This window comes from Streptomyces sp. 5K101, from assembly GCF_046506645.1.
In the GTDB taxonomy this organism is placed as follows: Bacteria; Actinomycetota; Actinomycetes; order Streptomycetales; family Streptomycetaceae; genus Streptomyces.
On record NZ_JBKFFO010000002.1, the window covers coordinates 419613 to 433443 of the forward strand.

Genomic DNA, 13831 nt, shown 5'->3' on the forward strand with positions numbered 1-13831 from the left:
GGGCCCGGTCAGTCCTCGCCCCGGACGATGGTCAGTTCGGTGCCGCCCTCGCCCCGCTCCGTCTCCGCGCCCTGCAGAACGACGGCGGGCAGACAGGTGCGCACCCGTTCGTGCTCGGGGATCTCGCTGCTGATCGGTTCGGTGTCGGCGTGAGGGTCCACGGCTGACACCTCCTCTGTTCCCTCGCTACCGGCGACCTGGCCGGAACGGTGTCTCACGTTCGTGTGACCTGCGGGTACCCGGAACGCGGCGCGGCAGTCGTGACGGGCGGGCGAAAGGCCGCGGAGGGGATGCTTCGGCCGCGCCGCCCGGGGCACTCGCACGGCATGTCGAACGACCCCCGCACCCCGCCCCCCAGTTCTCCGCCGCGCACCACGGAGTCGCACTGGCTGCGTACCACGGACAGCACGTCGTATCCGCCACTGGCCAAGAACACCACGGTGGACGCCGTCGTGGTCGGCGGCGGGATCGCCGGCCTCAGCACCGCCTGGGAGCTGACGCGGGCGGGACGCTCGGTCGCCGTCCTGGAGGCGGACCGCATCGCCTCCGGGGTCAGCGGCTTCACGACCGCGAAGCTCACCGCCCAGCACGGGCTGCGGTACGACCGGCTCCGCCGCACGCGCGGCGCGGAGGGCGCCGAGCTGTACGCACGCTCGCAGCAGGAAGCGGTCGAGCGCGTGGCGGAGATCTGCGCGGAACTGGGTGTCGACTCCGAGCTGGAGCGCCTCCCCGCGTACACCTACTCCCGCGACAGCGCGCAGCGCCCGGCGATGCGCGCCGAGGCGGAGGCGGCGCGGGCGGCCGGCCTGGACGCCTCGTACGTCGAGACGACGGGGCTGCCGTTCACGGTGGCCTGCGCCGTGCGGATCGACGGTCAGGCACAGTTCCACCCCCGCAAGTACCTGCTCGCGCTGGCCGCGGACCTGACGGCGTACGGCAACGCCGTCCATGAGCGCACGCGTGTGACCGGGCTGCGGGAGGGCACGCCGTGCCAGGTCACCACGGAGAACGGGTACACCGTCACCGCACGCGACGTCGTCGTGGCGACCCACTTCCCCGTCTTCGACCGGGCGCTGCTGTTCACCCGGATGTCGCCGCGCCGGGAGCTGGTGGTGGCCGGTCCCGTGCCGGCCGACCGCGATCCGGGCGGCTTGTACATCTGCGAAGAGGGGACCAAGCGGTCGGTGCGCACCGCGCCGCTCGACGACGGCCATCGGCTGCTCATCGTGACCGGCGAGTCCTTCACGCCCGGCGCCGCCGACGCGGCCGAGCGGTTCCGCCGGCTGGACGACTGGATGCACACGCATTTCCCGGTGACCGAGACGCGTTACCGCTGGGCCGCGCAGGACAACGACCCCAGCGACTCGGTCCCGCTCGTCGGTGCCTTCCACCCGGGCGCCCGCCACACCTTCGTGGCGACCGGCTTCGGCGGATGGGGCATGAGCAGCGGTGTCATGGCGGGACGGCTGATCACCGATCTGATCTGCGCCGTCACTCCCCCGTGGACGCGGCTGTACGACCCGCGCCGGCTGTGGAGCGCCCTGCGGGAGGCGCCGACCATGCTCTCCCAGCAGGCCGAGGTCGCCCAGCACTTCGTCGGCGACCGGCTGCGCACCACGCACGTGGACTCGGCCGACGACATCCCGCCCGGCACCGGAGCGGTCGTCCGGCTCGCCGGGCGGCGCAGCGCCGTGTACCGCGACGACACCGGCGTGTGCCACGCCGTGTCGGCCCGCTGCACCCATCTGGGGTGTCTGGTGTCGTTCAACGCAGTCGAACGCACGTGGGAGTGCCCCTGCCACGGCTCCCGGTTCGGCGTCGACGGGTCGGTGCTCCAGGGTCCGGCCGTACGCCCGCTCGAACAGCGCGACATCGAGGGCACCACCGGCGCCGACGGCACGGAGGAACCGCACGCGCCGGGCACCGAGGACACGGAGCAGCCCTGAGCCGGACCGCACGGGCAGCGCGTCCTCGACGTCGCTCGGCGAGCGCGACGGCGCGATCCGCCACAGGCTGGAAGAACCGACGACCGGCGGCCCGCGGTGCGGCGGACGCGACACGGAAAGGTGCCAGGCGTGGATCCTAGCAGCCCACAGGGGGGCGGAGGGACGGCCGGTGCGGCGGACACCCACAGCTCCGTCCTCACCCTTCATGTCAACGACGTCGCGTACACCATCGCCCTCGACCACCGCACGACCCTGCTGGACGCGTTGCGCGAGCGGTTGGACGTGACGGGGCCGAAGAAGGGCTGCGACCACGGTCAGTGCGGGGCGTGCACGGTGCTGGTCGACGGCCGGCGGATGCTGCCGTGTCTGCTGCCCGCCGTGGCGTACGACGGGTCGCGGATCACCACCGCCGAGGGGCTGGCCGACGGTGGGCGGCTGCATCCGCTCCAGGAGGCGTTCGTGGCACGCGACGCCCTGCAGTGCGGGTACTGCACGCCGGGCCAGATCTGCTCCGCGGTCGGCATGCTGGCCGAGGCCGCGGACGGTCATCCGTCCCATGTGACGGCCCGTGACCACACCGGCGGCCCCGTCCCGCTCACGCGCGAGGAGATCCGCGAGCGGATGAGCGGCAACCTGTGCCGCTGCGGTGCGTACACCAACATCGTGGCCGCCGTCGAGGACGTCGTCGGGGAGGCGAAGCCGTGAAGCCGTACGTGTACGTCCGCGCGACCAGCGCGGAGGAGGCCGTGGCGGCGTATGCCGCCCGTCCCGGCGCCCAGTACCTCGCCGGCGGCACCAACCTCGTCGACCTGATGAAGCTCGGCGTCACGGCACCCGACGTGCTGGTCGACGTCCGGCGGCTGCCGCTGGACACGGTCGACGACACGCCCGGCGGGGGCCTGCTGATCGGTGCGACGGTGCGCAACAGCGACCTCGCCGCCCACCCGGCCGTGCGCACCCGCTATCCGGCCCTGTCGCAGGCTCTGCTCGCCGGTGCGTCGGGCCAGTTGCGCAACGCGGCGACGACCGGCGGCAATCTGCTGCAGCGCACCCGGTGCACGTACTTCCAGGACGTGTCCAAGCCCTGCAACAAGCGGGTGCCGGGGACGGGATGCCCGGCCAGGGAGGGGGTGCACCGGGATCTGGCCGTCATCGGGCACTCGGAGCACTGTGTCGCGACGAACCCCTCCGACATGGCGGTTGCCCTCGCCGCGTTCGACGCCTCGGTCCGGCTGCGCGGCACCGGCGGCGAACGTGCCGTCCCCGTCACGGACTTCCACCGGCTGCCCGGCGACCGGCCCGACCGGGACACCGTGATCGAGGACGGCGAGCTGATCACCGGGGTGGAGCTGCCGCCCCCGCCGGCGGGCGCCCGCTCCGGGTACCGCAAGGTCCGCGACCGCGCCTCGTACGCCTTCGCGCTGGTGTCCGTCGCGGCGGTCCTCGCCGTCGAGGACGGCCGGATCCGGCATGCGGCACTCGCCTTCGGCGGGCTCGCGCACCGGCCGTGGCGGGCCTGGACGGCCGAGGAACGCCTGCTGGGCGCGCCGGCCACCGCGGCGTCGTTCGAGCACGCGGTGGAGGCGGAGCTCGACGCGGCCGAGCCGCTGCGCGACAACGCGTTCAAGGTGCGGCTCGCCGGCGACGTCGGCGTCGACGTGCTGTCGGGCCTCGTGCCGTCACAGGAGGCGTCATGAAGCTGTCCACCCGCGCCCTGGGCGCGGACACCGTCCGCCGGGAGGCCCGCGACAAGGTGACGGGGCGGGCCCGCTACGCGGCCGAGGCCCGTCCGGCGGGGCGGGCGCACGCCTGGCCCGTGGCCGCCGGTGTGCCCCGCGGCCGCGTCACGGCGCTCGACGGCAGCGCCGCACTCGCGATGCCCGGCGTCCTCGCCGTCCTGTCCCACGAGAACGCGCCGCGGCTGACGCCCTCCGACGACCCGACGCTCTCCCTCATGCAGGACGCCCGCGTGCCGCACCGCGGCTGGTACGTCGCCCTCGTCGTGGCGGACACGCTGGAGAACGCCCGCGCCGGCGCCGCCGCCGTACGCCTCACATACGCCACCGAGGCCCACGACGTACGGCTGACCCGCGACCGTCCGGACCTGTACACGCCCGATGAGGTCAACGGCGGCTATCCGGGCACGCGTGAACGCGGCGACGCCGACGGCGCGTTCGCCGCGGCCGAGGTGCGGGTGGATGCCGAGTACACGCTCACCGCGCTGCACAACCACCCGATGGAACCGCACGCGTCGACCGCCGAGTGGCGCGACGGCAGGCTGATCGTGCACGACTCGAGCCAGGGGGCCGGCACCGTGCGCGACGTCCTGGCGGGGATGTTCGGGGTGGAGCGGCACGACATCACGGTGTTCTCCGAGCACGTGGGCGGCGGCTTCGGGTCCAAGGGCACGCCCCGGCCCCAGGTGGTGCTCGCCGCCATGGCCGCGCGCCACACGGGACGGCCGGTCACCGTCGCCCTGCCGAGGCGGCAGTTGGCGGCCGTGGTCGGGCACCGCGCGCCCACGCTGCACCGGGTGCGGATCGGAGCCGGTCCCGACGGGGTGATCACCTCGCTGGACCACGACGTGGTCACGCACACCTCGCGGGTGCGGGAGTTCGTGGAGCAGGCCGCGGTGCCCGCCCGTATCATGTACACCTCCCCCAACAGCCGTACGGTGCACCGGGTCGCCGCCCTCGACGTGCCCACGCCGTCGTGGATGCGGGCACCGGGAGAGGCGTCCGGGATGTACGCGCTGGAGTCCGCGATGGACGAGCTCGCGGAGGCGGCCGGGATCGATCCGGTGGAGCTGCGGGTGCGCAACGAGCCGGAGACGGAGCCGGACAGCGGCCGCCCCTTCAGCAGCCGCGGTCTCGTCGCCTGCCTGCGCGAGGGGGCGCGCCGCTTCGGCTGGCACGATCGCGATCCGCGGCCCGGCGTGCGGCGGGAGGGCGGTCTGCTGCTCGGCACGGGCGTCGCCGCGAGCACCTATCCCTTCTACATCGCTCCCTCGCGCGCCACGGCGTACGCGGCCGCCGACGGCACGTACCGGATCGCCGTCAACGCGACCGACATCGGCACGGGTGCCCGGACCGTGCTGGCCCAGATCGCGGCCGACGCTCTCGGTGCACCGCTCGACGCGGTACGGGTCGACATCGGCAGCAGCGAACTGCCCGCGGCGATGCTCGCGGGCGGCTCGGCGGGTACGGCGTCGTGGGGATGGGCGGTGCACAAGGCCGCTTCGCAGCTCGCGGCGCGGCTGGCCGGGCTGCCGGGCGGTGTGCCGGCCGAGGGGCTGACGGTCGCCGCCGACACGAAGGCGGAGACGGCCGAGGAACCGCCGTACGCGCGGCATGCGTTCGGGGCCGTGTTCGCCGAGGTGCAGGCCGACGCGGTGACCGGCGAGGTGCGGACGCGGCGGCTGCTGGGCGTGTTCGCGGCCGGCCGGATCCTCAACCCCCGTACCGCGCGTTCGCAGTTCGTCGGCGGCATGACGATGGGGCTGGGCATGGCGCTGACCGAGGGAAGCACCATGGACGAACGTTTCGGTGACTTCGCCGAGTGCGACCTCGCCTCCTACCACGTGCCGGTCTGTGCCGACGTGCCGGCGGTCGAGGCGCACTGGGTCGAGGAGGACGACCCGCATCTCAACCCGATGGGCAGCAAGGGCATCGGGGAGATCGGCATCGTCGGCACGGCGGCGGCTATCGGCAACGCGGTCCACCATGCCGTCGGCGCACGGCTGCGGGAGCCGCCCCTCACTCCGGACAAAGTCCTGGCGCATCTGCACCGGACGCCGGTGGCGCCGGGTCCAGGCCGGTGACGCGGGCGGCACGGCGGAACACCTCGACGAGCATGGGCAGGGTGACGCGCCCGGTGAACACGTTGCGCCTGCTGGGGTGGTAGCAGCCGAAGAGGTGGAGCTCGCGCGGTCCGTCCTCGGCGGACAGCGTCACATGGGCGCCGTGCCCGAAGAGGGGGCGCGGGCGCGGCAGCCGGTGTCCGGCGGCGGCGAGCACGGGCATCAGCGCCTGCCAGCCGAAGGCACCGAGGACGACCACGCCGCGCAGCCCGGTCAGCAGCCCCAGTTCCGTGGCGAGCCACGGACGGCAGGTGTCCCGTTCCTCGGGGGTGGGCCGGTTCTGCGGCGGCGCGCAGTGGACGGGGGCGGTGACCCGCACGCCGCGCAGGGTGAGCCCGTCGCCGCGGTGGGTGGAGGTGGGCTGTGACGCGAGCCCGGCCGCGTGCAGCGCGGCGAAGAGCACGTCCCCGGAGTCGTCCCCGGTGAACATGCGGCCGGTGCGGTTGCCGCCGTGGGCGGCCGGGGCGAGGCCGACGACGGCGAGGGCCGCGTCGGCGGGCCCGAACCCCGGGACGGGCCGTGCCCAGTACTCCCACTCCCGGAACGCCGCCCGCCGCTCCTCGGCGACGCCTTCCCGCCAGGCGACCAGACGCGGACAGGCCCGGCATCGTGCGACCTGCGCGTCGAGTTCGCCGAGGCCGGCGCAGTGCGGCGCGGTACGGGCGGGAAAGTCCGGGGCACCGGCGTCGTCGTTCCCCGGCGCGGGCCGCCCGTGCCGGGCAGTCACCAGGTGCCCCGGGCCGTCGGCCGAGGGGACGCGTCCGACGGCTCGGACCAGCGGGCGGCGAGGAGGAGGGCGATGTCGTCGGGGCGGTCGGCGTTCCGCCGTGCCTCGTTGATCAGGCGGTCCGCGGTGTCGGCGAGCGGGGACGCGCCCATGTCCGAGAGGGTCTGGCGCAGGCTCTCGATGCCCTGGTCGATGTCGGTGCCGGGCTGCTCGACGAGACCGTCGGTGAACAGGGCGAGTACGGCGCCGGGCGCGAGCCGCAGGTCGGTGCCCGGGTACGCGGCGTCCGCGTCCACGCCGAGGACCACCCCGCCGGGCAGGTCGAGCACGTCCGTGCGGCCGTCGGGGTGGCGCAGCAGGGGCTGGAGGTGGCCGGCGCGGACGGCACGGGCCATGCCCGTGGCCGGGTCGAGGACGATGTAGCAGCAGCTGGCGAACTGGCCGGGGTCGAGGTCCATGAGCAGCCGGTTGGTGCCGCTCATCACTTCCTCGGGCCGGTGTCCGCTGACGGCCAGGGCCCTGACGGCGCTGCGGAGTTGGCCCATGGTGGCGGCGGCGGAGACGCCGTGTCCCTGGACGTCGCCGATGACGATGGCGATGCCCTGGCCCGCTCGACGACGTCGTACCAGTCGCCGCCGACCTCCATGCCCTGGGTGCCGGGGAGGTAGCGGCCGACGGTGTCGAGGTGGTCGACCACGGGCAGCCGGTGCGGCAGCAGCGCGTCCTGGAGTCCGCGGGCGAGAGCGGCCTCGGAGTCGTAGCGCCGGGCGCGCTGGAGGGCCTGGGCGATGAGTCCGGCGAGGGCGGTGAGGACCGTGCGCTCCTCCGGGCTGAAGCCGCGGGGCTGGTCGAAGCCGAGGATGCAGGAGCCCACCGGCCGGCCGGAGGCGATCAGCGGCAGGAAGGCGCGGGCCCCGACATGGGCGTCGAGGGGGATGCCGGGATAGGCGGCGGCCAGGTGCTGCATGGACTCGAAGAACAGGGGCCGGCCCGAGGTCAGCGTCTCGACACCGGGAAGCCTGGCGTCGAGGGCGACGCCGTCGAACCGGTCGAGGAAACCGCGGGGGAATCCGGTCTCCCAGGCGAGATAGAGGTGACGGCTGCTCAGCAGGTAGATGGCGAGCTGCCGGCCGCCGAAGGCCGGCAGCAGCTCCTCGGTGACCACGGCGGACACCTGACGGGCCGTGACCGCCTCGGTGAGCGCGATGGCGAGCGCGACCGGGCGGTACAGGGCGACGGCCCGGTCGGCCGGGGAGCCGAGTCCGGTGCCGGGGGCGACGAGGGATTCCGGGGCGTACGGGGGGTGGTCACCGGGGCTGAGGGCCACGGTCAGTCCGTCGGCCCCGGGATAGAGGGAGACCGACAGCCAGTCCCCGCCCCGGTCGACGACGAAGTGCACGGGATCGCTGGACAGCAGCGCGGCCCGGTAGTGGTCCTCGTAGGCGGCCTGCCCGAACCAGGACACCGCCTCCCACAGCACGCGGCCGACGAGTGCGGTGCGCGGCAGGCCGAGCAGGGTCTCGGCCTGGTGGTTGAGGTAGGTGACCCGGCCGAGGCGGTCGACGTTGCAGACGCCGTGCGGGAGCCGGTCCGCGGCCTCGGCGACGACGGGTCCCGCACCCAGGTCGATGAGGAAGCCGGTCAGGTGGGTGCCCGGCGGCCCGTCCCGCGGGCGGCCGCGCCGGCCGGTGATCTCCAGCAGATGCGGTCGTCCGTCGGCGCCCTGCAGCCGCATCCGGCGGCTGACCGGCCTGTGCGAGACGGCCGCCTGCCGGGCCAGGGCCCACAGCCCGTACGCGTCCTCCGGCTCGATCCGCGCGGCCACCGCCTCGACGGTGACCGGCAGTCGGTCGGGTGTGGTGCCGAGGATCGCGCACCAGCCCTCGTCGCCCGTGACCGTGCCGGCCTCCAGGTCCCAGTCGAAGGAGCCGATCCGTACCGGTGGGGCAGTGAGGGAGGGCAGGGTGACCGGCATCGGCTCGTCGTCCCACTCGATGCGCGGCCCGGCCGTCTCCATGGCGGCGAGGGTGGCGGCGAGGGTCTCCCCCACCTCGTGGAGGCGGCGGCGGTCGCCCTCGTCGACCGGGAGGCCGGGGGTGGCGGGGCGCACCACGGCGATCACCCCGAAGGTCTCCCGCTCGTGGGTGACGGGCACGTACAGCGAGGCGAAGGGGAAGGGCAGGCCGGCCATGAGCTGCGGGTAGCGGCGCATGGCCTCCTCCGCGTCGTGGAGGTAGACGGGCCGGCCCGAACGGTAGACGTCGGAGTGCGGGAAGGGCCGGTTCACGTGCATCCGGCCCCAGTGCTGGAACAGTTTCGCGGGCAGGCCGGCGAGCACGGCGAGACGCAGCAGTTCGGGGCTGCGGGAGCGCATGTAGAGACCGCCGGCGAAGCCGCCGACGGCCTCGATCGCGCTCACCTCCGCCTGGGCCAGCACCATGGACAGCTCCCCCGGCGCACGGCCGCCCCCGTCCGCCGCCGCGGGTACTGCTCCGGCCCGGCCGGACGGGTGGCGCCTGCCCGCACCGTTCCAGGTCACCTTGCCAGGATGCTCCCCGACGGCCGTGCTGCGCATCTCCGTGGCCCCCGGGCGGGCGGCCGGATCGCGACAGCCCTGGGTTCCGGGCGGTTGAGCTAGATTTGAGCCCGATCCGGACGACAAGGAGGCACACGGTGCCATCAGGGCAGCAGGCGCGTGCGCAGGCGGCGGCCATCACCCCGGGCCGGCAGTCGCCGGTGCCCGAGGCCGCGCCCGCGGACAGGGTCCGGGCCCTGTTCGGAAGCCACCGGTTGTCTCCGGGACAGCGCCGTATCGCGCAGTACATGATCGACCACCTGACCGAGGCCGCGTTCCTGTCGATCACGGACCTCGCCGAGCGGGTGGGCGTCAGCCAGCCGTCGGTGACCCGGTTCGCCACATCCCTCGGCTACAGCGGGTTCCCGGCGCTGCGTGAGGCGCTCCAGCCGATCGCGCTGAGCGCGGTCGCGGGCGCCCAGGAGACGCGCGAGCAGCTCCGCCGCAACGAGCTCCAGGCGGCCGTCGACGCGGAGATCGCGAACCTGGAGAGCCTGCGCCGGGTGTTCGCCGACACCGACCGGGTCCTGGACGTGGGCCGGGAGCTGGCCCGCTCGATGCCGCTGACGGTGCTGGGGCTGCGGATCTCGGTGTCGCTGGCCGAGTACTTCGCGTACGCGGCACGCCGTATCCACCCCGATGTGCGGCTGGTGACCCGTGGCGGCAGCGTCGCCTACGACGCGCTGCTGCAGTCGCGCGAGGCGGGCGGGACATGGGTGCTGGCGTACGCGATGCCGCGGCACGCGAACGAGACGCTCGCGGCGCTGCGGGCCGCGCGCAGCACGGGACTTCGCGTCGCGCTGATCACGGACCTGACGCTCGGTCCGCTCGTGGACGAGGCCGATGTGTCGCTGACGGCGGGCACCGGCTCTCGGCTCGTCTTCGACTCCTACTCGGCGCCGGGCGTGCTGTCGGCGGCCGTGCTCCAGGCGATGGCGGACGCGGATCCGGAGCGCACCCAGTCCCGTCTGGAGGGGTACGAGCAGGTCGCCGAGCAGCACGACTTCTTCCTTGAGGACTGACGGCCCGGCGGGCGACGACTTTCCGTGTGACCCGTGTGTTTCCCGGACATTTTCACGACCGTCGTTGCATGAAATTTTTCATACCCTTGCTTACTCGACGGTATATATATTTACTACTCCTGGCAGCGGGTCCTCGCGATCACGAGCACGCCCCTGCCCCGTGAACCGAACATCCCGAGACGGTGCTCCCTCCTCGCACCGGCCTCTGGTGTTCAATCCGGGCACCCGCCGTACCGCGGATGCCCCTGGCGGTCCCGGTCAACCCCTGGGCCGGGACCGCCACAAGCCTCTCGATCAGAGCCCGTCGGCATGACCCGGAAGCGACGACGATGTCCCAGACCTTCCCCGCCCTCGGACCGGACTGGCCCTGCCAGGTCAAGGCCCCCGGGACGCGCGACTGGGAGCGCACGGCCGCCCGGTGGCTCCGCGACCTGCTGCCGGCCCGATACGCGGGATACTCGCCGCTCACCCGCCACCCCGTCCTGCTCGCGCGCCACGCGCAGCTCCAGTTGCAGCACGAGGTGCGCACCGTGCACGTGGCGCTCCAGACGGCCCGTGCCGAGCTGCCGACACTGGGCCTCGCGGAAGCGGTCATCGAGAACAGCATCCGGATGTACGCCGTCGAGCTGGACCAGCTGAACCGCCTGGCGCGCGGCGTCAGGCTCGTCACCGACGCGCTGCGCGCGGAGGGCACCATTCCCGCGCCGCGCAGGCGCACACCCGTTCAGCGCGCGTCGTAGCCCCGCGGCTCCCGGCCGGGAATCGCAGCCGACCGGCGTCCCGCCCCGCCGCCGTCAGGCCATCTGCCTCCGCACCAGCTCGTACAGCCGCCCGTTCGGGTCGGCGAGCAGGTCCGCGGGGCGGCCCTCCTCCACGATCCGGCCGTCGGACATGACCAGCACCCGGTCGGCGTCCATGACCGTGGTGAGCCGGTGGGCGATCACCACGCGCGTGGCGCTCAGCTTGCGGGTGCTGTCCATCACCGTCCGCTGGGTCTCGTTGTCCAGCGCGCTCGTCGCCTCGTCGAAGAACAGGATGCGCGGGCGGCGGACCAGTGCCTGCGCGATCATCAGCCGCTGGCGCTGCCCGCCGGAGATCGCACCGCCGTTGGCGATCACGGTGTGCAGCCCCATCGGCATCCGCTTGATGTCCTCGGCGAGTCCCGCCATCTCGGCGGCGGCCCACACCTCCTCCTGGGAGAAGCTCTCGGCGCCCGATATGCAGTCCAGGATCGAACCGGTCAGCGGCTGGGCGTTCTGCAGGACGACGCCGCACTGGCGGCGCACCGCGGCGCGGTCGAGGGCGGAGAGGTCCTGGCCGTCGTAGAGCACCGAGCCGGCGTCCGGCCGGTCGAAGCCGATCAGCAGCCTCAGCAGGGTGGACTTCCCGCAGCCGCTGGGGCCGACGACGGCGACGAACTCCCCCGGCCGCACCTGGAGCGACACGTCGTCGAGCACCGCGGGGCCGTCCTCGGTGTAGCGGAACGACAGCTTGCGCGCCTCGATCTCACCGGACAGGACGCCCGGCTGGGCGCTCGCGCCCCGCACCTCGGGCGTCTCGTCGAGGATCGGACGCACCTGCTCGAACACGGGCAGCACGGCGACCGCCGAGACCAGTACGCCCGTCAGCTGGGTGACCGAGGTCAGCAGCATCGTCACGGCGGCGTTGAAGGTGAGGAAGTCACCGGCCGACATGCTGCCGCGGGCCGGGCCGGCCAGCAGCATGAACATGATGAGCGAGCACAGCGGCAGGTAGACCGCGTCCATCACGGTGGTGAGGTTGCGGATGCGCCCGACGCGCTGCTGGAGTTCGCGGGACCGGGCGAACTCCCGCGCCCACGCGGCGTACGCGAAGCTCTCCGCCGCGGCCACGCGGAGTTTGGGCAGCCCGCGCAGGGTCTGGAACGCCTGGTTGTTGAGCTTGTTCCCGAGCTCCACCAGCCGCCGCTGCCAGCGCACCTGCCACAGGCCCATCCCGAGGAAGAAGAGACCGATCACCAGCAGCATGCCCATGGCCGCGAGGGCGAGCGGCACGCTGTACCACAGCAGCAGGACCACGTTCATGGCGCCGACGGTGCTCGACTGCGCGGCGACCGGACCGATTCCCGACAGGACGCGGCGGATCGAGCTGATGCCCATCGCCGCGCTCGCCAGCTCGCCGGTGGAGCGCTCGGTGAAGAAGCGGGTCGGCAGCCTCAGCAGCCTGTCCCACACGGCCGGCTGGAGCGCGCTCTCGATCCGGCCCTCCATCCGCAGGATGGTGAGGTTCTGCAGGAGCATGAACGCGGCCGACACGACGCCGGCGATCATCACCGCGAGCGCCATCTGAACGATCAGGCCGGTCTCGGCACTCGGCACGTACACGCCGAGCACCTTTCCGGTGGCCACCGGCACCAGGGCGCCGACGCCGACCGTGACGAGGCCGGCGAGCAGCAGGTTGCGCACGTCCATGCGGGTGCCGCGCAGGCTGAAGCGCATCAGGCGCCACAGGCTCGCGGGCCGTTCGGGCAGCGGCCGGTAGAACATGACCGCGCGCGGCTCGAAGTCGTCGGCGTTCTCCTTGCCGATGCGGGTGCGGGTGCCGGTGACCGGATTGACGGCCTCGTAGCGTCCCCGTCGCCACAGCAGGGCGACCGGTGCCCCGGACGCGGCGCGGTGCCCCACCAGCGGGCCGCTGTCGGTGCGCCACCAGGCGCCGGTGAGGCGTACGGGCCGGGTACGGACGCGGGAGGCGATCGCGACGCGCTCGACGGGGCTGACGCGTTCCTCGTCGTCGGTGGTTCTCGGGGGCTCGGTGAGGGTGATCCCCGCGGCCTCGGCGACCCTGCGGCACACGGCGAACACGGCGTCGTCGCTGTCCCCGCCTGCCGTGCGGCGGGCGCCGCCGCGCCGGCCGATGGAGGCGATCAGCGCCTCGTCGGCCCGTGCGCGGACGTCCTCGCCCGCCTTGATGCCGGCCGCCGCGCGGTCCTCGTGGGCACGCTCCAGCTGTTCGATCCACTGGTCGACGGCGGACAGCAGCCGGTACTGCTGGTTGACCATCCGCTGCCACATCGCGCCCTCGACGAGCAGGTCGGCCGCCGCCTCCGCGCTGTAGGAGGCGCCGTAGCGGACGCTGCCCGGGTCGACGGGCATCCACAGGACGTCCTCGTCGGTCATGCCCGCGTCGGCGGGACGGCCGTCGAGCGGGGCCTCGAACAGGACGCCGAGGCTGCGTCCCACGCCGAGGGCGAAGGCGTGCTCCAACGGGCTCCAGGCTCCGTGGCCGTACGGGTCCTGGGCGGCGTACGGGTCATGGGCTGCGTACGGGTCGGGCACGTGGATGGCCTGGGTCGCGTACGGGTCCTGGCCGTAGGGGTCCCGGTACAGCTCGCGCAGGGCGATGCGGCGCAGCACGCACTCCTGCGAGGGGCGCCCGACGAGGGTGTGGCGCGGTCCCTCCACCGGGCCGAGCAGCAGCGTGCCGGGTTCGAGCCGGCCGAGGAAGTGCCAGTGGCCCTGTTCGACGGCGTCCACCGCGAACAGGTCGAGGAAGCCGCCGAGCACCAGCCACAGGACCTGCGGGCCTTCGAGGTGGAGGCTGCGCAGGCCGGTGCAGTCGACGGGCGCGCCGAGGTCCCCGAAGGCCTGGACCACCGCGTCGGTCGTCTCCGGCGTCCCCGCGGCGGCGGTGTGGCCTGCGTCCGGGTGTGCGGATGACACG

The 13831-nt window shown here is 73.8% G+C and carries 9 protein-coding genes and 1 pseudogene; 6 read left to right on the plus strand and 4 right to left on the minus strand.

Going from position 1 to position 13831, the window contains the following annotated elements; all coding sequences use genetic code 11:
• Nucleotides 1–8: 8 nt before the first annotated feature.
• Nucleotides 9–161, minus strand: coding sequence for a hypothetical protein (locus ACLB9X_RS04900; protein ID WP_410358962.1), 153 nt, complete (start codon nucleotides 159–161; stop codon nucleotides 9–11).
• A 165-nt stretch (nucleotides 162–326) separates the two neighbouring features.
• Between ACLB9X_RS04900 and ACLB9X_RS04905 the strand changes: the two genes are divergently transcribed.
• The 4 genes from ACLB9X_RS04905 to ACLB9X_RS04920 all read left to right on the plus strand — a co-directional run bounded on the left by ACLB9X_RS04905 (nucleotide 327) and on the right by ACLB9X_RS04920 (nucleotide 5766).
• Entirely contained in the window at nucleotides 327–1946 is a 1620-nt protein-coding gene (locus ACLB9X_RS04905; protein ID WP_410358963.1) for an FAD-dependent oxidoreductase, read from the plus strand.
• Between the two features lie 129 nt (nucleotides 1947–2075).
• A complete protein-coding gene (locus tag ACLB9X_RS04910; RefSeq protein WP_410358964.1) occupies nucleotides 2076–2651 on the plus strand; it encodes a (2Fe-2S)-binding protein in 576 nt (191 codons plus the stop codon).
• The gene (locus ACLB9X_RS04915; RefSeq protein WP_410358965.1) at nucleotides 2648–3643 is read left to right on the plus strand and encodes an FAD binding domain-containing protein; all 996 of its coding nucleotides are present in this window, start codon (nucleotides 2648–2650) and stop codon (nucleotides 3641–3643) included. The genes ACLB9X_RS04910 and ACLB9X_RS04915 overlap by 4 nt, the downstream gene beginning before the upstream one ends.
• Nucleotides 3640–5766 carry a xanthine dehydrogenase family protein molybdopterin-binding subunit gene (locus tag ACLB9X_RS04920; RefSeq protein WP_410358966.1) on the plus strand — a complete coding sequence of 709 codons (2127 nt, stop codon included), beginning with the start codon at nucleotides 3640–3642 and terminating at the stop codon, nucleotides 5764–5766. The genes ACLB9X_RS04915 and ACLB9X_RS04920 overlap by 4 nt, the downstream gene beginning before the upstream one ends.
• On the opposite strand, the gene ACLB9X_RS04925 is transcribed toward ACLB9X_RS04920, so the two are convergent.
• Both ACLB9X_RS04925 and ACLB9X_RS04930 read right to left on the minus strand, forming a co-directional pair.
• A complete protein-coding gene (locus ACLB9X_RS04925) occupies nucleotides 5702–6532 on the minus strand; it encodes a uracil-DNA glycosylase (protein ID WP_410358967.1) in 831 nt (276 codons plus the stop codon). The two genes, ACLB9X_RS04920 and ACLB9X_RS04925, sit on opposite strands and share 65 nt — an antisense overlap.
• Nucleotides 6529–9071: pseudogene (locus ACLB9X_RS04930) on the minus strand (SpoIIE family protein phosphatase). Before ACLB9X_RS04930 ends, ACLB9X_RS04925 begins: the two are co-directional and overlap by 4 nt.
• 134 nt (nucleotides 9072–9205) lie before the next feature.
• Between ACLB9X_RS04930 and ACLB9X_RS04935 the strand changes: the two are divergent.
• Both ACLB9X_RS04935 and ACLB9X_RS04940 read left to right on the plus strand, forming a co-directional pair.
• Nucleotides 9206–10129, plus strand: coding sequence for a MurR/RpiR family transcriptional regulator (locus ACLB9X_RS04935; protein WP_410358968.1), 924 nt, complete (start codon nucleotides 9206–9208; stop codon nucleotides 10127–10129).
• A gap of 329 nt (nucleotides 10130–10458) precedes the next feature.
• Nucleotides 10459–10869 carry a hypothetical protein gene (locus tag ACLB9X_RS04940; protein WP_410358969.1) on the plus strand — a complete coding sequence of 137 codons (411 nt, stop codon included), beginning with the start codon at nucleotides 10459–10461 and terminating at the stop codon, nucleotides 10867–10869.
• Between the two features lie 54 nt (nucleotides 10870–10923).
• Here the strand turns inward: ACLB9X_RS04940 and ACLB9X_RS04945 are convergent, their stop codons facing one another.
• Nucleotides 10924–13830, minus strand: coding sequence for an NHLP bacteriocin export ABC transporter permease/ATPase subunit (locus tag ACLB9X_RS04945; protein ID WP_410358970.1), 2907 nt, complete (start codon nucleotides 13828–13830; stop codon nucleotides 10924–10926).
• Between the last annotated feature and the right edge of the window lies 1 nt (nucleotide 13831).